Here is a 25,148-nt window from a genome sequence, read left to right as displayed (position 1 = left end):
GGCGCGTCGTGCAATCCGACAGCGAGGGACTCGAGGTCGACGCGCCCGATCGGCTCCTCGAGCGAGCCGACGTTCTCGCGACCGCGCTCGGGACGAGCCGGTCCGAACTGCTCGTCGCCGCGCTTCGGGACTACCTCGAGAACGCCCGTGAGGGACCGCTCGAAGGGGAGGTCGCCGCTGCCTACTACGACGACGAGATCGCGTACGAGGAACTGACCGCTCTGGTGGGCAAGCGACGCGCGGCGGACTTTCGGCTCCTCAAGCGACAACTGGAGGAGGCGTCCGTCGACGGATCTCCGGACCCGTAGCCAGGGCGTGAGCCGCCCGTTTCGACCGAGCGGCCGACGGCGGCTCAGGCGTCGCCGGCTGCCGTTTCGGAGCCGTCGCGCGGCTCGTCCAGGAAGTACGCCTCGCGCTCGAACGGCTCGTTCTCTCCTTCGACACCGGTCACGTCCAGCGCCGTCACCTCGGCGTCGGTCTCGAGCAGGCCCGCGAGGCTGGGCTCGGTCCGGCCGCCGTCGCTGCTGATCAGTTCCTTGACGTAGAGGCCGCCCTCGCCGTGGAGTCGTACCTCGGCCTCGGTGGGCGATCGCAGGTCGCCGTCGATGGCGTAGACGGTCCGCTCGCGGGTCAGCCCCGCCCGGCGGTGGTCGACTCGCTCCGGCGTGTACTGCTCGACGGTCGTTCCCTCGAGTTCCGCGAGGGCGGTCTCGAAGGCGTCCTCGTCGACCGACTCGGCGAACTCGACGTCGGCACGGTAGTGCTTGCTCGCGTCGTGTTCCTTGACGCGCTCGACCATTTCGTAGGTCGCCAGCCGCAGGCCGTCGACCGCGACCGCGCCGTCGGCGGCCTCGTTGATCTCGGCCTCGAGTTCGGCCGGGTCGGGATCGCGCACCGCGGGTCGTTTCACCTCGAGGACGAACGGCCGGCCCTCCTCGAGCATGCGCGCGTCGACGTCTTCCCGGCCCGCGCCGTGGAAGGTGCCCTCGTCGCCGTCCATGGCGTCGACGACGTGGGGTCGGACGACCTGTTCGACACTGGTGTCGTACATATAGCCGGAGCCGCCGCAGTAGTCACAGGGCTCCTCGCCGTCGTCGCCCAACTGAACGCCGCTGCCGCCACACTCCCGGCAGGGCCACTCGGTCTGGGGGATGTCCCGCTCGAGCTTACGGTAGCGGCCGTAGACGAACGCGGGGTTGATCTGGACGTCGACCGCGTGGCTCGTGACGATCCCCGACTCGAGGGCCTCGAGCGGGTCGAACCCTGCGAGGTCGACGACCGCGAGGACGTCCGGTCGGTCGAAGTCGACCTCGGTCTCGGTCGTCGCGCCGACGCGCCGGCCGACTTCGCGGTTCATCTCGCGTTTCATCGATTCGCCGACGTCGGGCTCGAGACCGGCGTCCTCCCGGAGCAGGCGTTCGTTCTCCTCGACCAGCGGCGGGACGCGGGTCCCGACCTGATAGGTGGCGAACGCGGTTCCCTCGAGGGCGTCGACGATGGTCTCGGCGACGGCGTCGAACGTGCCGCAGTACCCCTCACAGACCCAGCAGTCCGCGGGTGCGGTCGTCTCGAAGTCCTCGTCGTCGGCCAGCGCGACGGTCGTCCGTAGCGCCCGGCCGCGTTCGGCGTTGGTCAGCCCGAAACTGCGATCGGCGAAGGGCCGTCCGAGACACGAGTCGCAGACGGCACCCGTCGACAGCAGCGCACGGGCGTCTTCCGTGATCATGTCTCGGGACTCGGGGAGCCGCGGGTAACACGTTTTCCCTTCGCGAGGCCGACCGTGGTGTCGACGATGGGGCCGTCCGGTTCGGCGGCCGGCGACCCTCGAACGCGCCGATCGCTAGCCCCGACGTTCAAATGGATCGGGTCCAAGGTCACGACATGAACGAGTTCCGACTGGATCGCCGTTCCTTTCTCGCGGCCGCAAGTGCTGGGGTCGCTGCGGTCGCCGGCTGTGCCGAACCCCGAGCCGACAGTTCGATCGAGGGCGACTCCTCGTTCGACAACCGCGGGAACCTCGCCGACGGCTCGGCGTTTACCGACCTCTACAACGAGATTGTCGAATCGGTGACACAGGTGCGTGCCTTCGGCGTCGAGAACCCGTCGACGGGCGAACGGGGGCGAGGCCAGGGTTCGGGCTTTCTCTACGACGAGGACCACGTCGTCACCAACCACCACGTCGTCGCCGGTGCCGAGGCCGCGGACCTCCAGTACGTCACCGGCGACTGGGCCGGCACCACGCTCGTCGGCAGCGACTACCACAGCGATCTGGCCGTCCTCGAGGTCGATTACGTTCCCGACTCGGCGACGCCGCTGTCGCTGACCGACGACCGACCGGTCGTCGGCCAGCAGGTGGCCGCGGTCGGCAACCCCTACGGCCTCGAGGGATCGATGTCCGCGGGGATCGTCAGCGGCGTCGATCGGACCCTAGACGTCCCACAACGACAGTTCTCCTTCCCGAACGTCGTCCAGACCGACGCCGCGGTCAACCCCGGCAACAGCGGCGGGCCGCTCGTGAACCTCGACGGCGAGGTCGTCGGCGTCGTCAACTCCGGCGGCGGCGACAACATCGGCTTCGCCATCTCGGCCGCGCTCACCGAGCGCGTGGTCCCGTCGCTGCTCGCCGACGGCTCCTACGACCACTCGTACATGGGGATCGGGCTCAGATCCGTCGACCGGCTCGTCGCCGAGGAGAACGACCTCGACGAGGCCAGCGGCGTCCTCGTCACCGACGTCGTCGACGGCTCGGCGGCCGACGGCGTTCTCGAGCCGGCTACGGGAACCGTCGAGCGCCGCGGCGAGGCCATCCCCGTCGGCGGCGACGTCATCCGCGCGTTCGACGGGACGCCGATCCCCGACCGCCACGCCCTCTCGACGTATCTCGCGCTCGAGACCAGTCCCGGCGAGGCCCTCGACGTGCGGTTCCGCCGGAACGGGCGAACCGAGACGACGCAACTCACGCTCGACGCCAGACCGGACCCGCCCTCCGCGTAGGATCGACCGTCGGGAAACCGCGGCTCCGAGGGCACGCGACCGGCGGAAACGATCAGTTATTGCGTTGATACGGCGATGACTGTCCGGAACCCGTGCCATAGCAGCGCCGTACACGTCAGCTCTCGTTACCGTCAGTGTCGTGGCAGTGAACGGTCTCCAACCGACTGAACCGAACGCTATCGTCCGCGTTCGAGGCGTTACCCACTCGATAACAATAGTAGGGGACCGGATAGGAACTCTCGGCGCGCGTACCCGTCGCCTGATCCCGCATGACCGACGCCGATGTCCACCGCACTGACAGCGAGGAACCGCCAGTCGAACTCGAACACGTCACCATCGAAAACGATGATGCACCCAACGAGTGTGCCATCTTCCCGCGCCACGCCAGCGGGAGCGTGTTGACGACGACCTGGATCACCGCCCACGGAGAGGGATTCGTCGACCTCGAGGCGATGCGCTGATCGTACCGATGCCGCTGCACCGCTCCGTTACCGCGGCGGGCTTCTGGCTCGGGGCCCTGCTTCCGATCGTCTACGTCCCCGTCATCGTCGCGGGGATCGACTCGTTCGGCCGGCTCACGATGTTTCTCGGGCTCATCGCGGTTCACGCACTCGCGCTCGTCATCGGCCACGACTACTCCGGCTCGCGGTCGCGGTGAGCGGGTCTCGCTCGGTCCCTCGAGCGCTAGCCGGTCCAGACCTGCGCCCGCGGCGTGCCACAGCTGTCGCAGACGACCGCTCGCTTGTCCTTGTAGCTGTCCCGCTCGAGTTCGCCGTCGGCGCAGTCCGGGCAGGGCCGCCCCTCGAGGATCGCGAGCAACCGCCGACTACCGCCGGACTGCGACGACTCTGATTTCGCCATATACGCACTCCATACTCGAGACGGGGAAACCGGTTGGCCATGCCTATGCAGCCCGACGGCGGCGAGTCGAAGCGCCTATGCCGGTTTCCGGAGTAGCCTCTCTGGATGTGGCCTTGGGGACACCTCGCCGTCGCCTATCTGCTGTACACTGCCGTCGTTCACCGCCGGTTCGGCCGCCCGCCGCGTGCCCTGCCGGCAATCGCCCTCGCCGTCGGCTCACAGACGCCGGACCTGATCGACAAGCCCCTCGCGTGGAACGTCGGAATCTTGCCCGGCGGGCGGACCCTCTCACACTCGGTTTTCGCCCTCGCCGCCCTCGTGGTGGCGGTGCTGGCCGTCGCGACGCGGCTGCGGCGTCGCCCGCTCGGCGTCGGCTTTCTCGTGGGCTATGGCTCGCACCTGCTGGCCGACGTTCCGCCGGCGGTGTTTGGCGGTGACTTTTCCGGCGCGACCTATCTCCTGTGGCCGGTCCTCGAGCCGCCGCCGGAGGAGCCGGTCGCCGGCATCCTCGATGCCATCCTCAGCTACTACGAACTCGGGGCCTTCGAGTGGGTCCAGTTCGGCCTGTTCGCCGTCGGGGCCGTCGTCTGGTATCGCGACGGCATGCCGGGACTGGGGCTCGTGACCGCCCCCCTCGAGCGGTGGGTGACCGCGTAGGCTCGTTTAGGACGGCTCACTCCGTCGGGCAGATGCCGACCGGATCGTTGCGGACCGCGACCGTCCCCGCGCTCGTGACGACGACCCTACAGTCCCCGACCGCGAACTCGAGGCGCACGTCGCCGCCTTTCGCCGCGGCGTGGGCGAACAGGTCGACCATCGCCTCCGGTTCGATCCAGTCGTAGAGTGGCCGGTCGGGAGCCGGCGGTTCATCGACGGCTTCGACGCCCCGTACGACGGTGTCGACGATCGCCGTCGGCTCTTCGTACTGCATTCGAACCGACGCACCGCCGTCCGTGATCGGTAACTCGTCGTCCGAGCGTGACATATTCCCAATCTAGAGAATCACCGTGATATATGTTATCGATCGTTTCACAGTTGTCGGGCCGAACCGCCGATCCGGAACCGTGGCAGCTATTCCGTTCGTCCTCGTTGCACCGGTATGCGCCAGTTCGTGTTGCTCGGTCACGACATCCCAACCGAGCCCGACTTCTCGCTGGACGACCTCGCGGGCGGGGCCGGTCGCCTCGACGCGCTCTGTCGATCGATCACCGCCGCGTTCGTTACCTCCCACGGCATCCGGGAGGCCGTCCGCGTTCACCTGGTCGCACAGGACGAACTCACCATTACCTTCGACGGACGCGAGCTACAGCGGCTCAATCCTGACGAACGCAGTACCGCCGCGCTGGTCCGCAACGCCCTCGAGCATCGCGAGGACGCCATCGGTGCCCTCCCGGCCGAGCCCAGTCCCGGAGTCGAGCTGTACCGGCGCGGGTTCGAGGGGACCCTCGAGGAAATCGCCGACGACGGCCCGGTGATCCAACTCCACGAGGAGGGCGACGCCGTCGTCGACGTCGACCCCACGACGCTCGCCGACGGGATCTTCGTGCTGTCGGACCATCGGGATTTCACCGCCGACGAAGCGGCGCTGCTCGAGAACTACGCGGAGCAGCGGCTTCGGCTGGGGCCGGAACTCCTGCACGCCGATCAGGCGATCACCGTCGCGCACCACTATCTGGACACCGACGGCTACGAGCGGTGCTGAGGCTCGCGGGGACCGACTCCCCTCGGGCGGTCGGACGGCGGCTTTCGCAAGCGTTAAACGCCCGGCCGGGTACGTTTCGATTGCGGGCCGGTGGGGTAGCTTGGTATCCTTCGGCCTTCGGGTGGCCGTAACCGCGATTCGAATTCGCGCCGGCCCACTTTTCCCCACTTTCGTTCGTCCAGTGACGACCGTCGGGTGGCCGTAACCGCGTTCTCGTGAGCGGTGCGGGACCGGCGGTCCCGCTGGAAGCCGGCCGCAGGCCGGCGACGAAGCGAACGAGAGCAAGCGAGACGAGTACCGCGAGTCTCGCATGATTCGAATTCGCGCCGGCCCACTACCGTTCCCACACTCTACGAACGCTGAGCGACAGCGAAGCGCTCCGAGTGCGGGGAAGTCGTTTCGCCAAGCGAATTCGAGCCAGCAAGTCGCAGCGTGCGAACGAGGTGAACGCGACCGTCTTGCCCAGTTCGAATTCGTGTCGGTAACGTTCCGCCGCTCGTAGTGGGCTACCGGGGGCTATCAATTCTACTGTACAGGTAAGGATATAGAAAAGGAAGGTGAAATGTATGCGTTTATGCGATCAGTCCATCGTATGGCTCACAATTGGACTATTCTGACGTTAGAGGACCTCTGGCTCGCTGATGTAATCCTCGTTCTCCGTCCAATTGGGCTTGATATCAACGAGGAACGTGTCGCTATCATGACTCGACAACATCTCGTCGGCCTCCGAATACTTAGACTGCTGTGAATACAGCGGTTCGTCGATACTATAATCGTCGTTCACCTCTAAAGTGAATCCTTCACCTGGTGGGACTTCTAGTGTGAAATAAACGCCTGCTAGGTATGCAGGAATGCTACCACTCCCGTTGAAATCCATCTGCCAGTGCTGGCCGTTATCAGCAGTGTCAATTCCGAGGTCCTCATCACTCATCTCGTCGATCATATTTGCGGCCGAAAGCGTGACTCCGGCCCCACCCAGCAGGGTTGCAACCCCGCCGCTAGCGATCGTACTACCGATCCCGAGAGCGAGTCCTGCCCCCTGCGCAAATTTGTCATTTACTGCGTCTATCTGATCATAATCGATATCTTCAGTACTCGTGGCAGACAGCCACTCGGAACCCGTGCCGACATCATCGACATGTTGGGTTAGTAGGCCGTCAAGTGCCGCGAATTTCGCATTGTCCTCGTTGAGCATGTCCGTTTGGTTCGTATTCTGTACCTCCAGTTCCATTGTATGATCAGCCTCGAATAGTGAGGGGATTGTCTTTGGATCGGTGATCGTTCCGCCTTCGCCTTGGTACAGATTTTGGTATTGCTTCCAAATACCCGCCCCGAATGATGCGAAATTAAACGCATAAAGGTAGGAGTGACTCGTGTTTAAGCGGAACGGATCATCGAGGTGTTCGACACCCACTAACGAAAGGACGCGATGGACACTTACGCCGACTTCTGCCACACCCTGATAGGTACTCATGTACATGTCGGGCTTGGGCTCGTCTCGGTCCCACGACTCGTGTTCTTTCCCGACATCGGACTCAACCCAGTTTGGATCGTATGGCGTGCTAGTCGGCGCTGCACTACCGACTCCGCTAGCGCCAACGCCGAGCGTTATCCCGCCGACTGAAGCGCCTAACGATTTCAGAACTGTTCGGCGTCCGAAACGGTGGTTTTTATCAACCATCCATCCTATCCTGAACTAATTAAATTATTGTATTTTTATATTATTCCTATATATCTACTAATAAGGTAAAGGTTGGGTAAAGAGCGTCTCACAGCCTTCCCCCGACAGGACATATTATTTCGGAACTGATCATCACCATTGGTGCCCTTCCCGGCAGTATAGAACTAGTTATAATCGCGCTTTCGTTGAACTGTCGACACCGAACCACGAACGGGAGTCGGGTTCCCCGTGTTCGTCTTACGGATCCCGTAATAACCTCGCTTGACGTGACTCTCGAATCATACCCGACGAGAACCGAAAACCGTCGAGTCACCTCTTCCCGGTTGCGATCGATGTCTGTCGTGAACACCGCCAGCGATAGGATCATACCCGCCGACTGGTGTACTTCGCTCGAGGCGGTCACACTCCGGGATGTGCCGTTCCGTTTTCGTCCGAGTCCGCGTCCTCGTCCTCGAAGACCTCGCCCCCGTCGATGACCCGCAGCGACGGGTCCGTACACGAACAGGCATTGTGGGGACTCACTGGCCGGACGGTCCCGTCGCAGGATTCCCACACCGTAAACAGTTCCCCGCAGCGCCGGCAAATACCAGCGGCTTTCTCCCGCTCGTCGTCGGATTTCGTCACGGACCCGATCCCATCTCTGTTTATTGTTAACGACACCCAAACGGAAAACCTTCGCGGTCGAGTACCCGCTCGACCCCGGCTAGCGGGTCGATTGCGTCGCGATCATCGCGATCGCTACGCACAACGACATCCGCACTGGACGCTGTCGGCGACGACCGCCCTCACAGCGTCTCGGACGCCCGGGCCTGTTCGGCGCGCCGATCGGCCTGTTCGAGACGCTTCTCGGTCGCCCGCGAGAGCGACGCCGGCATGTCTTCCTCCGCTGCGGCGAGACGCTCTCCGACCCGCTCGAGCCGGTCCCGGACGGTCTCGAGTTGCTCGTCCGCGTTTCCGCGATCGCCAGCGCGCGCTCGTTCGGCGGCCCGGCTGGCGGAGTCGGCGACGGCCGCGAGGGCGCGCTCGAGACCGGTGACGGGGTTCGACGAACCGTTGTCATCGTCGTCGTCCGTATCGCCCTCGGGTTCGACCGCGGCGACCGCAGCCTGCGTCTCCGCGGCGATTTCCGCGACGAACGACGCCAACGATGCCGTGCCGGTCTCGGGGCGGTCGATTCGGACCGGTTCCTCGGTGCCGGGATCGGGGTTGACCCGATAGGCACCGATCTCGTCGTCGGCGTCCCGGACCTCGGTCGTGTAGGCCCCGCCGTCGTGGACGTAGACCGCGTCGCTGCCATCGACCGCCGACTCGTAGAGTCGTCCGGCGAAGTCATCCTCGAGGGCCACCCGCGATAGCTCCCCGTCGCTTTCCTCGCCGCCGACCTCGAGTTTCGTCGCACGCTCGCGGGCGACCAGCGGGATCTCGCCGTCGACGCCGGCCGCCGTCGTCGCGCCGTCGTCGGCTACGGTAACGCGCTCGCTGTGGGGTGCCGTCCCGGCCCCGTTGACGGTCAGTCGGTGGTCGCCGGCCGGCACGTCCTGCACGACGGCGACGCCGTCGAAGGTCGGTACGGCTTCGGGGTCGCTCTCGAGCAGGACGACCGATTCGACCCCCGTCGCGGTCGTCGTCAGCCCCTCGTCGGTCGGCGCGTCGTCGGCCGTCACCGCCGCCGTGATCTCGCTGACGACGGTGTTTATCGGTGCAGGGTCACCGATGGCGTCGTAGCGGTCGGCCAGCGCTTCTCGGTGGTTCGGCGCGGAGATGTCAGTCGCCGGGTTCTCGTAGCGGGGCTGGCTCCACGGGGTACCGGTCGCCGTGATGTGGCCGGCGACGGCGTCCTCGACGGCGTCGGGGACGGCGAACTCGAAGCTCAGTTGCGGCCCCGAAAACTCGGTGATATGCTCGAGGTCGGCGGTCGGGACGAGGTCGTACGCGACGTCGGCGTCGCCGGCGCGCTCGCGGTGGTCGAAGACCAGCCCCGTTTCGCGGGCCGGGAGATCGGTCGGCGGCGATGTCAGCGCGTCGAACGAGCGGACCGTCACCGCCGCGTCGATCAACGAGTCGCGGGTGACGGACGGCAGGTCCTCGTGGTCGTACAGCGGCGCGCCCTCGTACTCCGGAACGACGTAGGGGAGTCGCGAGCCCTCGTCGCGGGGCAGCCCGTACGCCAGCGGGATCTCGGCGAGGTCCTCGATCCCTTCGATTGCCGTGTTCGTGATGTCCGCCAGCAGGTCCTCGACGGCGACCCGCTGGAAGCGATCCGGCACGTCGTTGACCGAGAGCGTACTCGAGTGCGAGCCCAGTTCCGAGAGGACCCGTGGGACGGCGTCGGGGTCGGGATCCAGGAACTCGTTGTTGGGGACCTTTCTGGAGTGGGAGCTGGCGACGTACAGTTGGGGCTCGTCGGTCTCGGTGTCGACGAAGACGTGGAGTACCTCCCAGTCGTGCCAGTGGAAGTTGGTCGTGAACTGGTCGAACGCCGAGTACGACCAGAACTGGACGGCCGCCAGCGGCGAGTCCTCGTACGCGACGGCGTGGTAGAAGACGGCCGGGTTCGGCGGCTCCCCGTCGCTCGCTTGGGCGTGGTACCCCTCGAGCGCGTCGAAGCCGTCGACGACGGTGTCGCCGTCGCGCTCGCTTTCGTAGGGCCGAGGGTCCGTCGGGAACCACGGCTCCCGGCTGTCGAAGTACAACGTCGGGGCGAACCGCTCGGCCAACTCCCGCGCCGCGTCGTCGTCCAGTTGCTCGGTCTCGGCGTCGCTTTCCCGTTCGAACGCCGAACAGCCGGCGAGGGCGGCCCCGCCGACGCCGGCGAGCGCGCCGAGTACCGTTCGCCGATCCACGTTGGTCCCGTCTGCGTCGGTCACGTACCGTCACCGTCCGTCACCGCCCGCTTCGAGATGCGGCCGCTCGGCTGCCGAGTGAACATACCGTCGGATACGCCTGATCGACCAAGTAGCTTCTGTCCGCCCCAGCCGACGCGCCCCTGCCGTCGACGGCCGGCGGCCCGTCGTCGCTCACTCGAGTCGGACCTGGATCACCGCCAGTTCGTTCGCCGGGACGGCCCCGGCGAACGCTGCCTCGAGTTCGTCCCACCCGTCGGGGCGGTAGGCCTCGATCCCGAAGCTCTCGGCGAAGGTCACCAGGTCCGGCGTCGTCAGCTCGGTGCCGGTGTGGTCGGCCCGATGGGCCTCCTGTTTCTCCGAAATGAGCCCGTAGTCCTCGTCGTCGAAGACGACGGTGGTAAAGCCACAGTCCAGTCTGGTCGCGGTCTCGAGTTCGGCCGCGTTCATCAGGAACCCGCCGTCGCCGGTGCCCGCCACGACGTTCGCATCGACGGCCAGATCGGCCGCCAGCGCGCCCGGGACGGCGATCCCCATGCTCGCCAGCCCGTTCGAGATCACGCAGGTGTTCGGCTCGTAGGTCGGGAACGACTGGGCGATGGCCATCTTGTGACTGCCCACGTCCGAGACTAGTACGTCGGAATCGGCCATCGCCTCGCGTAGGAGCGGGAGGGCGTTTCGCACCGTCACCGGGTCGCCGTCGGTCGGCGGCTCCGTCACGCCCTCGAGCAGCCGGTCGTGGAGGTCGTCACACCACAGCGAACAGGCCGCCGCGGAGAGGTCGTCGGCGATGGCCGACAGCGCCGCGCCGACGTCGGCGACGATCTCGACGTCGGGGTTGTAGTGGCGGTAGACCTCCGCGGGCTCGTAGTCGACGTGGATAATGGTCTTCTCGCGGTCCGGATTCCACCCCTGTGGATCGTGTTCGGCGATGTCGTAGCCGACGGCGACGACGCAGTCGGCCCGCTCGATCGCCCGCGCGGCCTCCTCGTCCGGGCCTGAATCGAGCGTCATCAGCGATGCCGGCTCGCGGTCCGAGATCGCCCCCTTTCCCATGTAGGTCTCGACGACCGGGAGTCCGACGCGGTCGACGACCGCCCGGACCTGCTCCGACGCGCGGGTCCGGACCGCGCCGTTGCCCGCCAGCAGGAGCGGCCGCTCGGCGTCGGCGATCAATTGGGCGGCCCGCGCGGCCGACTCGTCGTCCGGATCCGGCCGCCGGACCGGATCGCGACGATCGATCGGCTCCGCGTCGATCTCGGCCGCCGCGACGTCTTCGGGAAACTCGAGGTGGGTCGCGCCCGGCTTCTCGTACTCGGCGAGTTTGAACGCCTTGCGTACCGACTCGGGGGCGATCTCGGGCTCCCCGATCTGGGTGTTCCACTCGACGATCGGCTCGAAGACGTCGACGACGTCCAGCGCCTGGTGGCTCTCCTTGTGCAGCCGCTCGCGGCCGCCCTGACCCGTGATCGCGACGACGGGGCTCTTGTCCAGTTGGGCGTCGGCGACGCCGGTCATCAGGTTCGTCGCGCCGGGGCCCAGCGTCGACAGACAGACGCCGGCCGCGCCGGTCAGCCGGCCGTGGACGTCAGCCATGAACGCCGCGCCCTGTTCGTGGCGCGTCGGGATAAAGCGGACCGACGACGCCCGCAGCGCGAACAGCAGATCCTCGATCTCCTCGCCCGGCACGCCGAAGACCCGTTCGACACCCTCCGCCTCGAGACAGTCGACCAGCAGGGCCGCGGTGGTTGCCATAGGCGGCCGTCCACACCGTCGGCATTAATCACCGGCCCTGCAGGCGGCCCCGGGATCTCGAGCCGCCGTCGACTGCGACCGAGTGGCGCGTCACCTCGCGACGGGCTCCGATCGGGACCCGCCGATCCTGTTCGCCAGCCAGCCGCCGACGAGTCCCCCGATGCCCCCGACGAGCCCGAAGTAGCCGATGTAGAGGACGACGACGAGGGCCGTGTAGAGTCCCGCGAGGACCGAGAGACCGATCGGGAACGAATACTCGGGGATGTCCGTGAGGAACCGAACCCCGCCCCCAAGCAGGGCGAGTCCGCCAACCAGACCTGCTTGCATCCCGGCACGGCGGCTCGAGGGCGGTCGCTCGGCGAACAGATAGCCGACGACCAGACCAGCGAAAAGCACGGGCACGAAGACGTAGCTGCCGGCGGACCGCCACTGGAGAACGAGCGTGACCGGAACCGATGCGAGCCCCGCGATAATCGGCGCGCGCCACTGTGGGTCGGCGATCGCTCCCGGCACCGTCATACGGGATATTTAAAAACTGAGGAACATAGCTGTTCCGCTGCTCATATTTTCGACCGGGGACTCGCAGCGGGACGGCCGCTGGCGTTCGAGATCGGTCCGTCCCATGGCGGGTCACAGGACCCGATCCGGCCGAATCCGCAAAATCACGCGCTCGGTTTCGATCGTCGGCTGGTACTCGTCGACGTCCTGATAGCGCCGGGCCAGTTCGTCGATGTGGGCTCGAGCGCCGTCGGTCGTGATTTCCTCGACCTCGCCGATCACCGAGAGGAACCGATAGGGGTCGTCGGGGTCGGTCATGCTGACGCCGACGCCGGGGTTGTTCTGCACGTTGCGCTCCTTCTGGCGGCCCCGTTCGGTGTTGATCAGCAGCCGGTCGTCAGCCGCGTCGTAGTCGATCCAGACCGGCGTGACGTGGGGCAGCCCCTCGTCGGTCAGCGTCGCGACGTGGGCGAACGTTTCCTTCTCGAACAGGTCGTGGAACTCCTCGGGGATCGAGACCATGGACCCCGGTTCACCGGCCCTGTTCTTGGGCGTGGTGCCTACCTCGACCGGGAACGAGGCGTCGCGGACCCGGCGACGGCGATCGGCCCCTCCCGCGGCCGCGTGCGTCGACGACCACGCGCGTGCCGCCTGACGGCTTATTCCGGTCGCACTCGACTCGTGGCGTATGACCACCGACCCGTCGACGACTCGCCGACGCGTGCTGGGACTGACCGGTGTCGCGGCCTCGAGCGCCTTCCTGGCCGGCTGTGGCGGGCCGGGCGGCGACAACGAGAGCGACGGCGAGACCGAGGCCGAAGAGGGGACGGGCAACGGTCAGGACATCGAGGAGGACGAGGAACCGAGTACGGACGACGGCCCCAATGAAACCGCCGGTAATGAAACCGAAAACGCGACCAACGAAACGGGCGGCGATAACGAGAGCGAGAACACGACCACCGAGAGCGAGTAACTCATCCGCCCGCGTCACACCTTCCCGCCAGCAACCCGTGGCGAAACCGTTACCGGCCCCCGGCCCCTCGATCGGGTGATGACCGACGGACTCGAGGCGGACGTCGAAGGGGCGGACGACATCGCCCAGCAGCGCGACGAGCTGGCGACCCGGGTGCGGACCCACGCCGGCCGGATCGCACGGGAGTTGGCCGTTTTACAGGGCGGCGACTACGGACAGAAGACGTTCACCACCGACGCCGGCAGCTGGACGCTCAAGTACGAGGCCGGCGACGTACAGTACCTGCGATACGAGCCCCAGTCGGGGTCGGAGATCTACGCCGTCTCGAGCAAGCAGCCGCCCGAGCCCGACGCGCTCGAGCGGGCGATGACCGACTACGACGCCTTCGTCGCGGCCTTCAACGAGTACGTCCGGTCGTTCGAGGACCTCTTTGCGGACGTACCGGAGACGTTCCCCGAGGTCGAATCGACCGCGGAGCTGGCCGCCCAGCGGGATCGAACCCTCGAGCGGATCCGCGAGGTCTGTACCGCGATGGCTGGCCAACTCCACCGCTACGACGGCGACTACGGCACCTACGCGACGACGATCGACGGGACCCGCTGGGAGCTGAAGTGGGACGGCGACGCGGTCTCCTATCTGCGCGTCGGCGGCGAGGACGGGATCTACCTCCTCTCGCAGTACGGCCCGCCGCCGGCCCCCGAAGTTCGCCGACTGGTCGACGACGTCCCCGCGTTCGTCACCGCGTTCAACGACCACGTGCGGGATCTCGAGGCCGACCTCGAGACGGTCGCGTTCGAGTCGAAGTGAGCCCGCCGCCGGGGTGTCGCCGTGTCGAAGACTGGCGAACGGCCGACGCGCTCGAGGCCGTTTTCGAACGGTACCGAGTTCACGTGACCCCTCTATACTCCAACTAGTAGTCGTTTTTACCGCCCAGCCCCTACTACCGGTGGCGACGACGCTCGCCGAGATCACCATGGACGGCGCTACTGACGGGACCGACGGGGGAACTGGCAACGAGGACGCGACCGACGACCGAGCCGGACCCGCCGATGCGGCCCTGTTCGAGGCCGTCGTGGTCCGCTACGAGTCGGAATGCGATCGCTGTACGCTCGTGCCACGCGACGGGTCGACCGAGGCGAAGCTCAACGCCTGGCTCGCGGCGGATCTCGAGACGGTCGTCGATCTCGACGACGCACGGTGATCGCCGCCCAGCGGCCGCCGATCGGTCTACCGACGAGAGGCGTGGCTCCCGGGCTGGGTCAAAACGGCCACGGCGTCAGAAGTCACACGTCGACGTACTGGTCGACCCACTCCTGACGGCGTTGAAGTGCGCGTCGGCCCTTGGGCGTCAGCGCGTAGTAGTTCGTCCGGCGATCGAGTTGCCCCTTTTCCACGAGGTCTTTCTCGACGAGCGTATCGAGGTTCGGATACAGCCGACCGTGTGTCACCGGCTGCTCGATGTAGTCGTTGATATCGTCGAGAATGGCCTGTCCGGACGGCCGATCTTTCCCTGCGATCACGTACAACAGGTCACGTTGGAAGCCAGTTAGCTGGTCCATGGATCACCCTCTGAGTGACGACGTTCACCTCGCTGTGGCTTTGTTATAGAGCGGGTACGTCGGCCGACCGAACCGGAACGGACCGCGTAGGATCGGTACCGGCCGCAAACGGCGCTTGCCTGCACCCCGAGCGCGACCGCGGACACGACGCGGCGTTTTTGACCCGGACGGCCGTAGCCGCCGTTGTGCCAACCGATTCGCTCGAGTGGGAGACCCGCGATCGTCGCGTAGCCTACTCCTGTCCGGGGTTCGACGTCGTTAACGAGTCCGTTCGACTCCCCGACGGGACCGAAACCGACTTCGATTACCTCTCGGAGCCGGCCAGCGTCTGTGTGCTGCCGTTGACCCCCGACGGCGACGTCGTCTGTATCGACGAGTGGCGACAGGCCGTCTCCCGGGTCAGCCACGGGCTCCCCGTCGGCGGCACCGAACCCGAGGACGACGACCTCGAGGCGGCGGCGCGCCGCGAACTCGCCGAGGAGACCGGCCACGAGGCCGACGAGCTGGAGCCGCTGGTGACCGTCGAACCGGCAAACGGGATCGCCGACGCCGTATTACACCTCTTCGTCGCCCGGGGCTGTCGGCCGACCGCCGAACAGCGCCTCGATCACAACGAGAGCATTCGCGTCCGAACCCGGTCGCTCGAGGCGCTGACCGATGCGGTGGCCGACGGCGAGGTCCGCGACGGTCGGACCGTCCTCGCGCTCTCGTACTACCGACTGTTCGGGCCGGACCGGGACTCGGACGAAGCATAGTCGGCCGGAGAGCAGCGACGAAAGGCCGCGGAGCGGCTACGGGGACCGGGGAAACGCCGTTCCGCGTCACCCGGTTTCGTTGGCTGCTGTCTCGTTTCCGCTCTCGTTTGTGGCCGTCCCGTTCTCGCCCTGTGGCTGCTCGAGGGCGGCCTGTAATCCGTCGGTTTCACCGAGGGTGACACTGCTCGCGGCGACGTCGTCGATCGTCATTGATCCGGCCTCGAGCGACGGGATCGTCTCGCCCGCCATCTCGTCGTCGGTACCGGTCGGTTCCGTTTCGTTGCCAGCCGTCTCGTTGCCGGTGGTTTCGTTCTCTCCAGTCTCGTTCGCCGTCGTTTCGTTTCCGCCGGTCTCGTTGCCCGCCGTCTCGTTCCCGTCGGCCTGTGTCTCGAGGCTGCCGACGGTCATCGAGGTGACCGTGATCTCGTCGACGTCGAACTCCTCGACGGTCAGTTCCTCGATATCCTGCGTGCTGGCGTTCTCGCTCTCGTTGGCCTCGCCGTCGCCGTCACCGCCGAACAGGCCGCCGATGAAGTCGGAGATCCCCGAGAGGATGCCGCCACCGTCGTCCTCGACAGTCAGGTCCTCGACGGTCAGTTGCTCCGTGGTCATCGACTCGATCGTCATGTTCCCGACGGTGACGTTCGTGGTTTCTTCGTCGATCGCCTGTCCGATGCCGGCCGCGGAGTCGTTCTCGCCGGCGGCGCTCTCGTTGTCGGTCGCGTTGGCGCCATCGGTTCCGCCGAGATCCTCGATCGAGACGTTCTCGAGCGCGAGCGACTCGAACGCGACGTTCGAGATCGTGACCTCGTCGCCCGCGGACTCGTTGCCGGCCGCGGTGTCGTTTCCGGCGGACTGGTCGTCCGCGGACTCGTTCAGTGCGTCTTGGAGCCCCTCGCTGTTCTGGACGTCCAACTGCTGGACGCTGAGTTCTTCGATCGTGGCGTTTCGAACCGTGACGTTCTCGAGTTCCAGCGTCCCGACCTGGACGTTCTGTAGCGTTGCGCTCGTGTCGCTCATGTCTCCGTCGTCGTCGTTCGCGGCCGGTGCGGTTGCCCCTGCGAGGGCGGGACCCCCCGAGAGCGCGACCAGCACGGCGACGAACGCGACACCGAGTGTTCGTGGTCGTGAAACCATACGGACCGACGTAGGAGCGATCCTCGGCTAAAACCGGTCGACTGTTACGGGATTAGAACGGGGAAAACAGCCCTTTCGAGCCCGGAGCCGATCGATCGCGGTCATACGACCCCCGTTCGACTGCGTCGGCTGCGACCGACTGCAAGCGATCGGCAGTGCCCGCCGGATCGACGCCGCGACGACTGAAACCGACGATTCTGCGCCATCCAGTCGGTCTCAGTTCCTCGTTACCGACGGCTCCTGCGGAAAAAGGCGGGTTTCCGTCCGAAACTGGGCGCACGACGGTCGGCGTCGCCGCTCGCGAACGGCTGCGGTCGCCCGAGCCCCGGTGAGCGATCACTCGAGGCGGAGTTCCCGGGTTTCGACGGCGTCGCAGGTGGGACAGACGAACTGGTAGCGGACCCGGCCGCCGGACGTGGTCACGCGCCAGCCGCCCTCGGTGTCGACGTAGCCACACTCCGGACAGCGACGCTCGGCCTCGTCGAACTTCTCCCGGAGCCGCTCGAACGGTGATCGATACGCTGACATGTGTTACACTACACCGTGGTGGTATTTAACAATCTAGCCTGCGACGCGGCTGGGATGGTTCGTCCGATCGCAACGGTTCTTAGGGATCCGTCCGTATACGGAGGTATGGACGATGTGGATGCGGACCGGCGTGGTAACGTCGGCGACCCCGCGGCCGCAGCACGTGCCCTCGAACACGTCGTCGATCCGCTCGTGGCGGTCGCTGACGGGACGATCACGTACGCGAACGAGGCCGCGCGCGACGCCTTCGGGATCGGCGAGGCCGACCGCGACGCCGCGACCGCTCTCCCGGGCTACTGGGACCGGCTCGCGACGGCGATCGACGAGACGACGGTCGGCACCGTTCGCCGGGTCGATTTCGACGACGATCGGCAGGGCGCGCGGATCCACCGCGGGGTCGACGGCGCGACGATCACGTTCGACCGCGGGGCGACCGGCGCCGGCGACGAGGGGGCACTGGCCGGCACTCGGGACCGACTCGTCAAGGACCGCGCGCTCGAGGAGGCGCCGGTCGGGATCACCATCTCCGATCCCGACATGGAGGACAACCCGCTGGTGTACGTCAACGAGGCCTACGAGGAGATGACCGGCTACGAGTACGACGAGGTGGTCGGGCGGAACTGCCGGTTCCTCCAGGGAGAAGACTCCAGCGAGGCGGCCATCGCGGAGATGGCGGCGGCCGTCGCGGAGGACTACCCGGTGACCGTCGAACTCAAAAACTACCGGAAAGATGGGACCGAGTTCTGGAACGAGGTGACCATCGCGCCCGTCCGCGACGAGGACGGCGCGGTGACCAACTACGTCGGCTTCCAGAACGACGTCACCGCGCGCAAGGAGGCCGAACTCGCACTCGAGGAACGGACCGAGGAACTCGAGTACATCCTCGATCGCGTCGAGGGGCTGATCCAGGACGTGACCGCGGTCGTCGCCGGCTCGACGGATCGATCGGAGCTCGAGAGCGAGGTCTGTGAGCGGATCGCCGCCGAAGACGGCTACGACGGGGCCTGGATCGGGGAACGGAACCCCGCGACCGGCACGATCGACGTTCGCTCGAGTGCGGGCAGCGGAGCGGACCGCCAGCAGCTCGAGACCGGGGCGGACCATCCCGCCGTCGAGACCCTCGAGACGACCGATCCCGCGGTCGGTACGGTCGACGGCCGCACCTGTGTCGCCCTGCCGCTGTCGTACAACGGCATCGAGTACGGCGTGTTGACGGTTCGGGCCGACCGAGACCGGGACGTCGACGAGCGGGAGACGGTCATCCTCTCCGCGCTGGCCCGATCGATCGCAAGCGGTGTCAATGCCCGCGAGACGAGCCGGGTCCTCGCGACCGACGCCGTCGTCGCCGTCGAACTCGAGCTGGCCGACCGGTCGTTCGCGCCGGCAGCACTCTCGTCGGCGGCTGACTGTCGGCTGGAGTACCGCCGGTCAGTTCATCGCACCGGCGACGAGACGGCGTCGCTGTTTACCGTCGCCGGTGCAACCGGCGAGGATCTCACCGCGGCAGTCGCGGACCTCGAGGGGGTCGATTGCCGGGTCGTCGTCGAACACGACGACGAGTGTCTGGTCGAACTGACCGGCGACTCCGGCCTCGTCGGCTGGCTCTCGGAACGGGGCGCCCGAACGCAGGCGATCGAGGCCGAGGACGGCCGGGCACGGGTCACCCTCGAGATCCCCCGCTCGGCGAACGTCCGCTCGATCGTCGAGGCCATAGAGGACCGCTACGCCGGCACCGACGTCCGTTCGTTCCAGCAACGCGAACGCGAGGGCGAGACCCGCCAGGAGTTCGCCGCCCGGCTCGAGGAGGCGTTGACCGACCGCCAGTTCGGGGCCCTACAGCGGGCCTATCTCGGCGGCTACTTCGAGTGGCCCCGGCCGACGACCGGCGAGGAACTCGCCCAGTCGATGGGTGTTTCGCGGCCGACGTTCCACGAACACCTGCGGACGGCGGAGGCGAAGCTCTGTCGCGCGTTCTTCGGGGACGCGTAACCCCCGGCCCGGACTGTCTTCGCTCGTGACCTGTAGCCACGGCTTAGGACCCAGAACGGTCGTGGACGGTCGCGGAGGTTTATGTGAGCAGTCGTGGGAGCGATGAGCATGTTCTCGTTCACGATGCCGCTGCAGAACGTGCCGCTGCAGACGGGTGGTGGGTTCCTGTACTGGGCGATCATCTTCTTCGTCCTCGCGATCGTCGCCGCCGCCGTCGGCGCCCGCGGGGTCGCCGGCATCTCGATGGAGATCGCACGGATCTTCGTGCTGATTTTCATCATCCTCGCCGTGGTCGCGCTCCTGTTATAGCCGCGGTCTCGCGGGCGGCCCGGCCCCGATCAGCGGACCAGCGCCTCGAACACTCGCTGCTCGATCTTGCGGAGATGTTCGCCCGCGGTCACCGGTGCGATCCCGACGGCGGCCGCCACGTCCTCGTGGGTCGCCTGCCGCGGTGCGGCGTAGTAGCCGACCTCGACTGCCGCCTCGAGGACCTCCCGCTGGCGGGCCGTTAGCAGTCGCGTGAACGCTCTTTCGTCGGGTTCGTACGTCCCCGTCTTGACGACCTCGAAGGTGAGCGGGAGTTCCGACATCACCTCCCGGAACAGGGTCCGGAGGGCCGACTCGCTTCCGAGATGGGTGACTCGGAGCGAGCCGTCGTCGGTGATGCGGATCGGCATTTCGATGACGATGTCCGAGTCGCGCTCGAGTTCGAGGAGCCGGCGCATCGGAGCCGTCGGCTCGAACTGACTCACCGCCATCCACCGCCCGGTCCGCTCGCCGGAGACCATGTGATCGACCACGTGTGGCGAGTCCCGCATGATCTCCGCGTACCGATCTCGATCGCCGCTCCCCTCCGCGAGCAACAGCACCGTCCCGTCGGCGAGTCGTTCGACCTGATGGATGGCTTCCCGACCGATCGAGGGGGCCGCCGAGAGCGCCTCCCCGACCGGGTGGAACGCACCGCTCTCCGTCGGGCGGACGAGAACGGTGAGATAGCGCATACCCGCCCATCGCCGTCGCTCGAACTTAAAGGACAATGCATACGCTGCAGTTCGCGCTTCGCTGTGGCGCTCGAAGACTGGATATGACCCGGATGCAAGCGACACTCGACGTCGCCGTCGTCGGCGGCGGTATCTGTGGCCTGACGACGGCGATCGCACTCGAGCAACGCGGCATCGAACCGACCGTCTACGAGGCGGCATCCGATTACCGGCCCGTCGGTGCCGGCATCCTCCTGCAGGCGAACGCGCTTCTCGTCTTCGACCGACTCGGCATCGTCGATCGGGTCCGAGCGGCCGGGAAGCCGCTCGAGGACGTCCGGATCCGCTCGCCGAGTGGACGGGTCCTGTCGCGGTTCGACCTGAACGGCGTCGAACGGTCCGCGTTCGGGTACGGAGCGGTCGCGATCTACCGCGCCGACCTACAGCGGATCCTGCTCGACGAACTCGACGGCACGGTCGAAACCGGGACGGCATGCACAGCGGTCGACGCGGGGGAAACGCCGACCGTTCGGTTCGACGACGGCACCCGCGTTCGGCCGGACGTGGTCGTCGGCGCGGACGGCATCCACTCGACCGTCCGCGACGCGGTCGTGCCCGACGTCGAATTGCGGACGCTCGACAGCGTCGTCTACCGGGCGGTCGCCGAGATCGAACTGCCGCCGGCACACCGTGCGCTGGGGTTCGAGGTGTGGGGTGACGGCACGTACGCGGGCGGCGCGCCGATCGGCGACGACCGGTTCTACTGGTTCGCGACTGTGGCCGGACGACAGGCCGAGTCCGCGGCGACGACTCGAGACCAGCTGTCGGCCCTTCGGAACCGGCTCGCCGATTATCCCGAGCCGATGCCGTCCGTCGTCGACTCGCTCGAGCCGGACGACGTCGTCGTCACCGCCCTGGAAGACGTCCCGCCGCTCGAGCGGTGGTCTCACGGCTCGGTCGTCCTCGCCGGCGACGCGGCACACGGTATGTATCCGTTCGCCGGGCAGGGGGCGGCACAGGCGATCGAGGACGCACTCACCCTGGCCCACTCGCTTGCCGCCCGCGAGGAGCCGTCCGCGGCCATCGACGCGTACGTCGCCGAGCGGATGCCGAGAGCCGAGCGGGTTCGCTCCGAGTCACATCGCCTCGGCACGATCGCGACGATCCGCTCGAGGATCGGCTGTCGAGTACGGAACCTCGCGTTCGGCCTCTGTCCGGACGCGGTGTTCCGCCGCGCTCGCCGGACCCGGATCGCCGGGACCTCGCTCCCGACGGCCCCGGACGCTGGCCACGGGACGGGCGACTGACCCCCGTTCGAGGCCGACCGTCCGGTATCGGTTACGGTGTCGGAGTCCCCGTTCCGTCTCGAGAGAGTCACGCCTTCGAATCGGCCCCCACTCGCGAGTTGGCGGCTCGCGATCGGTGTCGGAGATGGGATAACCGAACCCGGTTACGTTTGACTGTCAACAACTAACGTGCTGGGCGTCGTAGCTAACACGGAACGGTTACCATGACTGAACTCGGCGGATTTCAAGACAGGGTCGCCCGCATCGATCTCTCGGACGGGGAAGTCGCATACGAGTCGATCGACGACGAAGATGCAAAGCAGTATATCGGTGCGCGGGGGCTTGGGGTAAAGTACGTCTTCGACCAGGGTCCGGACGTCGATCCACTCGGACCCGACAACCTGCTGGCCTTCATGAACGGGCCGCTGTCGGGCACGCAGGTAACGATGAGCGGCCGGATCGCCATCTGTACCAAATCGCCGCTGACCGGTACAGTTACCGACAGCCACCACGGCGGCTGGTCCGGCGCTCGGCTCAAGTGGTCCGGCTTCGACGGCCTGTGTTTCGAAGGTGAGGCCGACGAACCGGTCTACGCCTTCGTCGAGGACGGCGAAGTCGAACTGCGCGATGCCTCCCACCTCTGGGGCGAGGGCTTCCACGACACGCGCGATGCCATCGAGGAGGAAGTCGAGGGGTCCTACGGTAAGAACCTCTCGATCATGGGGATCGGCCCCGGCGGCGAGAACGGCGTCAAGTACGCCTCCATTATGAACGAGGACGACCGGGCCTCCGGCCGCGGTGGCACCGGCTGTGTCATGGGGTCGAAGAACCTCAAGGCCGTCGTCGTCAAGTCCTCGACGAAGATGCCGAAGCCGGCCGACCCGGAGACGTTCAAGGAGGGCCACCAACAGGCCATGCAGGCCATCCAGGAATCGGAGGTCACCGCGCCCAACGAGGGCGGCCTCTCGATGTACGGCACCAACGTCCTGATGAACATCGGCGAGGAGATGGACGGCCTCCCGACCAAAAACGGGAAATACACCTCGACCAAGAGCATGCGCGAGGCCGAGGGCGTCGACATCGACGCCGAACGGGTCTCCGGTGAGAACGTCCGCGAGAACATCCTCGTCGACGAGCCGACGTGTCACTCCTGTCCCGTCGCCTGCAAGAAGGAAGTCGAGGTGACGACGATGCACAAGGGCGAGGAGATGAACGTCCGCACCGAGTCCTACGAGTACGAGTCGGCCTACGCGCTCGGCCCGAACTCCGGCCACACCGACCGCGACAAGATCGCGCTCATGCTCGAGCGCTGTAACGACATGGGCATCGACACCATCGACGCGGGCAACATGATGGCGATGGCCATGGAGATGACCGAGGAGGGCAAACTCGAGGGCGTCGGCGAACTCGAGTGGGGCGACACCGAGACGATGATCGACATGATCGAGCGCATCGCCCACCGCGAGGACGACTTCGGCGACCTGCTCGCGGAGGGACCGCGCCGCGTCGCCGAGGCGAAAGACGCCCACGACAACTCGCTGGCGGTCAAAGGCCAGACCATCGCGGCCTACGACCCCCGCTGCATGAAAGGCATGGGAATCGGCTACGCCACCTCGAACCGCGGGGCCTGCCATCTGCGCGGGTACACCCCCGCAGCCGAAATCCTCGGGATCCCCGAGAAGGTCGACCCCTACGAGTACGAGGGCAAGGGCGAACTCACCGCCCAGTTCCAGGACCTCCACGCCATCAGCGACTCCTTCGACATCTGCAAGTTCAACGCCTTCGCGGAGGGCATCGAGGAGTACGTCCTGCAGTACAACGGGATGACCGGCCGCGACGTCGGCGAGGAGGAACTGCTCGAAGCCGGCGAGCGCATCTACAACTTAGAGCGCTACTACAACAACCTCAACGGCTTCGACGGCTCCGACGACTCCCTACCCGCGCGCTTCCTCGAGGACGGCATCCGCGGGCAGGGTGCAAGCGAGGGCGAGTACTGCGAACTCGAGGAGATGAAAGAAGAGTACTACGACCACCGCGGCTGGGTCGACGGGGTCGTCCCCGACGAGAAACTCGACGAACTCGGCATCGACCTCGGCCCCGGCACCGGCGTCAGCGGCGAGGGCGGTGCGGCGGTCTCGAGCGACGACTGAGCGGGACCGTCGGATCGTTTTCGCGCTCGAGACGGCGTGTCCGGAAGGGTGTCGGTCGCCCTACCGACCGCTGTCGTCCGATCCGAGCAGTAGACGACGGCAGCGATGCGACGAGAAGGAATCTATCGACGAACGGTGTCGACTCGAGCGGGATCCACTACAATCGATCCGAAGACGGCGAACGCGCCCGGTTCAGTCATCGGCGACCGCGGGCGAGCCGTAGCTCGACCCGGCCTCGGCGTCGCCCTCCGGTTTGGTCAGTTCGATCTCGAACCCGTCGTCGCCGACGGAGACGTGGACGTCGTCGAAGTTCGTGGCGTATTCGGTCGCGTGCTTGCCCGAGGTGTTGATCCGGACCTGCTCTTCGACCAGGTCGGCGTCGGTCAGCAGTTCGACCTTCCGGTAGGCGGTCGACATCGGGATGTCACAGCGGTCGGAGAGTTCCGTCGCGGTCAGTGCCTCCTGGGTCGTCGCCTCGAGGATGGCCCGACAGGCGTCGTCGTCGAGGGCGGCCAACACGGCCTGTGTATCGACTGTCTCGTCGCGGTGCCAGCCTCGCTTCCGGGCGTCGGAGTTCGTAGCGGACATCTGTTACACCTCATCGTATCCACCGAGCCCCCTCCAAACGAGTCCCAATAAATACAGGGGCCTTTATATGGGGTAGGATACGGGTGGCGGGGTCGAACTGCGGACACAGGGTTTAGGATGCCGGCCCCCCGAGTACCGGTCGATGGCTTCGGGGATTCGCGCTGAGATAAAGATCGACGACCCGCCGGACTGCGTCGTCGCGCAGGCCGCCGCGGCGACCAGTGGACGGGTCCACTCGGTTTCCAAAAGCACCAGCCCGTCCGCGCCCGAGCGCGTGACCGAGGAGTTCATGCTCGAGGCCGACGACTACCCCGAGGAGTTCGACGTCGACGCCGAGATCGAGTCGATCTTCTCCTACGGCTCGAGCGAGGTCTACCGGTTCGAGCGCGAGCTGGGCCAGGGCTGTCCCTGCGAGTGTATCGAGGGCCACGACTGTCCGGTCGTCGACGTCCGGGCACACGGCAGCGCGTTGTATCTCACGTTCCACACCCCGGACATGCACGTCCTGCAGGCGGTCATCGGCGACCTGCGCGAGCGGTATTCGGGGCTCGACGTCCAGCGACTGCTCCAGTCCCAGCAGGACCACGACGAGCGACACCTCGTCTTCGTCGACCGGAGTACGCTGACCGACCGCCAGACCGAGGTGTTGGAGACGGCTCACCGGATGGGCTACTTCGAACACCCAAAGCGGGCCAACGCCGGCGAAGTCGCCACGGAACTCGGTATTACCAGTACGACGTTTACCGAACACCTCGCGGCGGCCCAGACGAAACTCCTCGATGCGATCCTCGACCATGAGTGACCGACGACGCGTCGGTCGTCGTTCGGGACAACGGGACGTGGACGGCGGCTGCTGACTCGAACCCTAT

29 protein-coding genes and 1 tRNA gene are annotated in these 25,148 nt (G+C 66.6%); 16 read left to right on the top strand and 14 right to left on the bottom strand.

Features of this window, described 5'->3' with window-relative positions:
• The first annotated feature begins 8 nt into the window (after nt 1–8).
• A complete protein-coding gene (locus tag ACERIM_RS04085) occupies nt 9–308 on the top strand; it encodes a ribbon-helix-helix protein, CopG family (protein WP_373631365.1) in 300 nt (99 codons plus the stop codon).
• A gap of 44 nt (nt 309–352) precedes the next feature.
• Here the strand turns inward: ACERIM_RS04085 and ACERIM_RS04080 are convergent, their stop codons facing one another.
• Nucleotides 353–1,726 (bottom strand): tRNA pseudouridine(54/55) synthase Pus10, encoded by a 1,374-nt coding sequence (locus ACERIM_RS04080; protein WP_373631364.1) that lies wholly within the window; start codon nt 1,724–1,726, stop codon nt 353–355.
• A 155-nt stretch (nt 1,727–1,881) separates the two neighbouring features.
• Between ACERIM_RS04080 and ACERIM_RS04075 the strand changes: the two genes are divergently transcribed.
• The 3 genes from ACERIM_RS04075 (at nt 1,882) to ACERIM_RS04065 (ending at nt 3,652) form a co-directional block, all read left to right on the top strand.
• Nucleotides 1,882–2,994, top strand: a complete 1,113-nt coding sequence (locus ACERIM_RS04075) for a S1C family serine protease (RefSeq protein WP_373631362.1) — start codon at nt 1,882–1,884, stop codon at nt 2,992–2,994.
• A 269-nt stretch (nt 2,995–3,263) separates the two neighbouring features.
• Entirely contained in the window at nt 3,264–3,455 is a 192-nt protein-coding gene (locus ACERIM_RS04070) for a hypothetical protein (protein WP_006181387.1), read from the top strand.
• A gap of 8 nt (nt 3,456–3,463) precedes the next feature.
• A complete protein-coding gene (locus tag ACERIM_RS04065) occupies nt 3,464–3,652 on the top strand; it encodes a hypothetical protein (protein WP_006181386.1) in 189 nt (62 codons plus the stop codon).
• A 26-nt stretch (nt 3,653–3,678) separates the two neighbouring features.
• On the opposite strand, the gene ACERIM_RS04060 is transcribed toward ACERIM_RS04065, so the two are convergent.
• Entirely contained in the window at nt 3,679–3,855 is a 177-nt protein-coding gene (locus ACERIM_RS04060) for an HVO_A0556 family zinc finger protein (RefSeq protein WP_006181385.1), read from the bottom strand.
• 105 nt (nt 3,856–3,960) lie between these two features.
• On the opposite strand from ACERIM_RS04060, the gene ACERIM_RS04055 reads away from it, so the two are divergent.
• Nucleotides 3,961–4,512: a metal-dependent hydrolase gene (locus tag ACERIM_RS04055; protein ID WP_006650163.1), complete on the top strand. Its 552-nt coding sequence runs from the start codon at nt 3,961–3,963 to the stop codon at nt 4,510–4,512.
• Between the two features lie 16 nt (nt 4,513–4,528).
• Here ACERIM_RS04055 and ACERIM_RS04050 read toward each other — a convergent pair whose 3' ends face one another.
• On the bottom strand, nt 4,529–4,840 hold the full coding sequence (locus tag ACERIM_RS04050) for a HalOD1 output domain-containing protein (protein WP_006650164.1): 312 nt from the start codon (nt 4,838–4,840) through the stop codon (nt 4,529–4,531).
• Nucleotides 4,841–4,954: 114 nt separating this feature from the next.
• Between ACERIM_RS04050 and trmY the strand changes: the two genes are divergently transcribed.
• Together trmY and ACERIM_RS04040 are read left to right on the top strand one after the other, a co-directional pair.
• Nucleotides 4,955–5,557 (top strand): tRNA (pseudouridine(54)-N(1))-methyltransferase TrmY, encoded by a 603-nt coding sequence (trmY, locus tag ACERIM_RS04045; protein ID WP_373631359.1) that lies wholly within the window; start codon nt 4,955–4,957, stop codon nt 5,555–5,557.
• A gap of 84 nt (nt 5,558–5,641) precedes the next feature.
• Nucleotides 5,642–5,714, top strand: a tRNA-Pro gene (locus ACERIM_RS04040).
• Nucleotides 5,715–6,176: 462 nt separating this feature from the next.
• Here ACERIM_RS04040 and ACERIM_RS04035 read toward each other — a convergent pair.
• The 6 genes from ACERIM_RS04035 to ACERIM_RS04010 all read right to left on the bottom strand — a co-directional run bounded on the left by ACERIM_RS04035 (nt 6,177) and on the right by ACERIM_RS04010 (nt 12,856).
• Nucleotides 6,177–7,238 carry a hypothetical protein gene (locus ACERIM_RS04035; protein WP_373631357.1) on the bottom strand — a complete coding sequence of 354 codons (1,062 nt, stop codon included), beginning with the start codon at nt 7,236–7,238 and terminating at the stop codon, nt 6,177–6,179.
• Between the two features lie 399 nt (nt 7,239–7,637).
• Complete coding sequence (locus tag ACERIM_RS04030; protein WP_006650166.1) at nt 7,638–7,862, bottom strand: hypothetical protein; 225 nt, start codon at nt 7,860–7,862, stop codon at nt 7,638–7,640.
• 161 nt (nt 7,863–8,023) lie between these two features.
• Complete coding sequence (locus tag ACERIM_RS04025) at nt 8,024–10,105, bottom strand: hypothetical protein (RefSeq protein ID WP_373631355.1); 2,082 nt, start codon at nt 10,103–10,105, stop codon at nt 8,024–8,026.
• A 150-nt stretch (nt 10,106–10,255) separates the two neighbouring features.
• Nucleotides 10,256–11,836 (bottom strand): acetolactate synthase large subunit, encoded by a 1,581-nt coding sequence (locus ACERIM_RS04020; protein ID WP_373631354.1) that lies wholly within the window; start codon nt 11,834–11,836, stop codon nt 10,256–10,258.
• A gap of 90 nt (nt 11,837–11,926) precedes the next feature.
• Complete coding sequence (locus ACERIM_RS04015) at nt 11,927–12,355, bottom strand: DUF5518 domain-containing protein (RefSeq protein WP_373631352.1); 429 nt, start codon at nt 12,353–12,355, stop codon at nt 11,927–11,929.
• 111 nt (nt 12,356–12,466) lie between these two features.
• Nucleotides 12,467–12,856, bottom strand: a complete 390-nt coding sequence (locus tag ACERIM_RS04010; protein WP_373631350.1) for a PPOX class F420-dependent oxidoreductase — start codon at nt 12,854–12,856, stop codon at nt 12,467–12,469.
• Nucleotides 12,857–13,022: 166 nt separating this feature from the next.
• Here ACERIM_RS04010 and ACERIM_RS04005 point away from each other — a divergent pair, with 166 nt between their 5' ends.
• The 3 genes from ACERIM_RS04005 (at nt 13,023) to ACERIM_RS03995 (ending at nt 14,508) form a co-directional block, all read left to right on the top strand.
• Entirely contained in the window at nt 13,023–13,307 is a 285-nt protein-coding gene (locus ACERIM_RS04005) for a hypothetical protein (RefSeq protein WP_373631349.1), read from the top strand.
• A 78-nt stretch (nt 13,308–13,385) separates the two neighbouring features.
• Nucleotides 13,386–14,114 (top strand): hypothetical protein, encoded by a 729-nt coding sequence (locus ACERIM_RS04000; RefSeq protein ID WP_373631347.1) that lies wholly within the window; start codon nt 13,386–13,388, stop codon nt 14,112–14,114.
• Between the two features lie 139 nt (nt 14,115–14,253).
• Nucleotides 14,254–14,508 carry a hypothetical protein gene (locus tag ACERIM_RS03995; RefSeq protein WP_006650172.1) on the top strand — a complete coding sequence of 85 codons (255 nt, stop codon included), beginning with the start codon at nt 14,254–14,256 and terminating at the stop codon, nt 14,506–14,508.
• An 82-nt stretch (nt 14,509–14,590) separates the two neighbouring features.
• Here ACERIM_RS03995 and ACERIM_RS03990 read toward each other — a convergent pair whose 3' ends face one another.
• Nucleotides 14,591–14,866 (bottom strand): PadR family transcriptional regulator, encoded by a 276-nt coding sequence (locus tag ACERIM_RS03990; protein ID WP_006181375.1) that lies wholly within the window; start codon nt 14,864–14,866, stop codon nt 14,591–14,593.
• 185 nt (nt 14,867–15,051) lie between these two features.
• Between ACERIM_RS03990 and ACERIM_RS03985 the strand changes: the two genes are divergently transcribed.
• Nucleotides 15,052–15,621 carry an NUDIX hydrolase gene (locus ACERIM_RS03985; protein WP_373631345.1) on the top strand — a complete coding sequence of 190 codons (570 nt, stop codon included), beginning with the start codon at nt 15,052–15,054 and terminating at the stop codon, nt 15,619–15,621.
• Between the two features lie 66 nt (nt 15,622–15,687).
• Here ACERIM_RS03985 and ACERIM_RS03980 read toward each other — a convergent pair whose 3' ends face one another.
• The gene (locus ACERIM_RS03980; protein ID WP_373631344.1) at nt 15,688–16,758 is read right to left on the bottom strand and encodes a hypothetical protein; all 1,071 of its coding nucleotides are present in this window, start codon (nt 16,756–16,758) and stop codon (nt 15,688–15,690) included.
• 336 nt (nt 16,759–17,094) lie between these two features.
• Complete coding sequence (locus ACERIM_RS03975) at nt 17,095–17,286, bottom strand: HVO_0649 family zinc finger protein (protein ID WP_006650176.1); 192 nt, start codon at nt 17,284–17,286, stop codon at nt 17,095–17,097.
• A gap of 105 nt (nt 17,287–17,391) precedes the next feature.
• On the opposite strand from ACERIM_RS03975, the gene ACERIM_RS03970 reads away from it, so the two are divergent.
• The gene (locus tag ACERIM_RS03970; protein ID WP_373631343.1) at nt 17,392–19,275 is read left to right on the top strand and encodes a bacterio-opsin activator domain-containing protein; all 1,884 of its coding nucleotides are present in this window, start codon (nt 17,392–17,394) and stop codon (nt 19,273–19,275) included.
• A 108-nt stretch (nt 19,276–19,383) separates the two neighbouring features.
• Entirely contained in the window at nt 19,384–19,584 is a 201-nt protein-coding gene (locus ACERIM_RS03965) for a DUF1328 family protein (RefSeq protein WP_006650178.1), read from the top strand.
• A 29-nt stretch (nt 19,585–19,613) separates the two neighbouring features.
• Here the strand turns inward: ACERIM_RS03965 and ACERIM_RS03960 are convergent, their stop codons facing one another.
• The gene (locus ACERIM_RS03960) at nt 19,614–20,276 is read right to left on the bottom strand and encodes a helix-turn-helix domain-containing protein (protein ID WP_006650179.1); all 663 of its coding nucleotides are present in this window, start codon (nt 20,274–20,276) and stop codon (nt 19,614–19,616) included.
• A gap of 83 nt (nt 20,277–20,359) precedes the next feature.
• Between ACERIM_RS03960 and ACERIM_RS03955 the strand changes: the two genes are divergently transcribed.
• Nucleotides 20,360–21,562, top strand: a complete 1,203-nt coding sequence (locus ACERIM_RS03955; RefSeq protein WP_373631341.1) for an FAD-dependent monooxygenase — start codon at nt 20,360–20,362, stop codon at nt 21,560–21,562.
• A 203-nt stretch (nt 21,563–21,765) separates the two neighbouring features.
• Complete coding sequence (locus ACERIM_RS03950; protein ID WP_373631339.1) at nt 21,766–23,691, top strand: aldehyde ferredoxin oxidoreductase family protein; 1,926 nt, start codon at nt 21,766–21,768, stop codon at nt 23,689–23,691.
• 192 nt (nt 23,692–23,883) lie between these two features.
• On the opposite strand, the gene ACERIM_RS03945 is transcribed toward ACERIM_RS03950, so the two are convergent.
• Nucleotides 23,884–24,279 (bottom strand): helix-turn-helix domain-containing protein, encoded by a 396-nt coding sequence (locus ACERIM_RS03945; protein ID WP_006650182.1) that lies wholly within the window; start codon nt 24,277–24,279, stop codon nt 23,884–23,886.
• Between the two features lie 142 nt (nt 24,280–24,421).
• Between ACERIM_RS03945 and ACERIM_RS03940 the strand changes: the two genes are divergently transcribed.
• On the top strand, nt 24,422–25,081 hold the full coding sequence (locus ACERIM_RS03940; protein WP_006650183.1) for a helix-turn-helix domain-containing protein: 660 nt from the start codon (nt 24,422–24,424) through the stop codon (nt 25,079–25,081).
• Nucleotides 25,082–25,148 lie beyond the last annotated feature (67 nt).

The sequence above is a fragment of the Natrinema sp. H-ect1 genome (assembly GCF_041821105.1).
Lineage (GTDB): Archaea > Halobacteriota > Halobacteria > Halobacteriales > Natrialbaceae > Natrinema > Natrinema thermotolerans.
The sequence above is the reverse complement of the archived record's forward strand: the minus strand, read 5'-3'. Positions and strand labels throughout refer to the sequence as shown.

Bases quoted from the DNA above. Each gene is read 5' to 3' on its own strand.
- ACERIM_RS04065 (WP_006181386.1), top strand. From the start codon at position 3,464: ATGCCGCTGCACCGCTCCGTTACCGCGGCGGGCTTCTGGCTCGGGGCC.
- ACERIM_RS03965 (WP_006650178.1), top strand. From the start codon at position 19,384: ATGTTCTCGTTCACGATGCCGCTGCAGAACGTGCCGCTGCAGACGGGT.
- ACERIM_RS04000 (WP_373631347.1), top strand. From the start codon at position 13,386: ATGACCGACGGACTCGAGGCGGACGTCGAAGGGGCGGACGACATCGCC.
- ACERIM_RS04070 (WP_006181387.1), top strand. From the start codon at position 3,264: ATGACCGACGCCGATGTCCACCGCACTGACAGCGAGGAACCGCCAGTC.
- ACERIM_RS04080 (WP_373631364.1), bottom strand. From the start codon at position 1,726: ATGATCACGGAAGACGCCCGTGCGCTGCTGTCGACGGGTGCCGTCTGC.
- ACERIM_RS03940 (WP_006650183.1), top strand. From the start codon at position 24,422: ATGGCTTCGGGGATTCGCGCTGAGATAAAGATCGACGACCCGCCGGAC.
- ACERIM_RS03950 (WP_373631339.1), top strand. From the start codon at position 21,766: ATGACTGAACTCGGCGGATTTCAAGACAGGGTCGCCCGCATCGATCTC.
- ACERIM_RS03960 (WP_006650179.1), bottom strand. From the start codon at position 20,276: ATGCGCTATCTCACCGTTCTCGTCCGCCCGACGGAGAGCGGTGCGTTC.
- ACERIM_RS03955 (WP_373631341.1), top strand. From the start codon at position 20,360: ATGACCCGGATGCAAGCGACACTCGACGTCGCCGTCGTCGGCGGCGGT.
- ACERIM_RS04015 (WP_373631352.1), bottom strand. From the start codon at position 12,355: ATGACGGTGCCGGGAGCGATCGCCGACCCACAGTGGCGCGCGCCGATT.
- ACERIM_RS04075 (WP_373631362.1), top strand. From the start codon at position 1,882: ATGAACGAGTTCCGACTGGATCGCCGTTCCTTTCTCGCGGCCGCAAGT.
- ACERIM_RS04020 (WP_373631354.1), bottom strand. From the start codon at position 11,836: ATGGCAACCACCGCGGCCCTGCTGGTCGACTGTCTCGAGGCGGAGGGT.
- ACERIM_RS04060 (WP_006181385.1), bottom strand. From the start codon at position 3,855: ATGGCGAAATCAGAGTCGTCGCAGTCCGGCGGTAGTCGGCGGTTGCTC.
- ACERIM_RS03945 (WP_006650182.1), bottom strand. From the start codon at position 24,279: ATGTCCGCTACGAACTCCGACGCCCGGAAGCGAGGCTGGCACCGCGAC.
- ACERIM_RS04035 (WP_373631357.1), bottom strand. From the start codon at position 7,238: ATGGTTGATAAAAACCACCGTTTCGGACGCCGAACAGTTCTGAAATCG.
- trmY (WP_373631359.1), top strand. From the start codon at position 4,955: ATGCGCCAGTTCGTGTTGCTCGGTCACGACATCCCAACCGAGCCCGAC.
- ACERIM_RS03975 (WP_006650176.1), bottom strand. From the start codon at position 17,286: ATGTCAGCGTATCGATCACCGTTCGAGCGGCTCCGGGAGAAGTTCGAC.
- ACERIM_RS04010 (WP_373631350.1), bottom strand. From the start codon at position 12,856: ATGGTCTCGATCCCCGAGGAGTTCCACGACCTGTTCGAGAAGGAAACG.
- ACERIM_RS04005 (WP_373631349.1), top strand. From the start codon at position 13,023: ATGACCACCGACCCGTCGACGACTCGCCGACGCGTGCTGGGACTGACC.
- ACERIM_RS04055 (WP_006650163.1), top strand. From the start codon at position 3,961: ATGTGGCCTTGGGGACACCTCGCCGTCGCCTATCTGCTGTACACTGCC.
- ACERIM_RS03970 (WP_373631343.1), top strand. From the start codon at position 17,392: ATGGACGATGTGGATGCGGACCGGCGTGGTAACGTCGGCGACCCCGCG.
- ACERIM_RS03990 (WP_006181375.1), bottom strand. From the start codon at position 14,866: ATGGACCAGCTAACTGGCTTCCAACGTGACCTGTTGTACGTGATCGCA.
- ACERIM_RS03980 (WP_373631344.1), bottom strand. From the start codon at position 16,758: ATGGTTTCACGACCACGAACACTCGGTGTCGCGTTCGTCGCCGTGCTG.
- ACERIM_RS04050 (WP_006650164.1), bottom strand. From the start codon at position 4,840: ATGTCACGCTCGGACGACGAGTTACCGATCACGGACGGCGGTGCGTCG.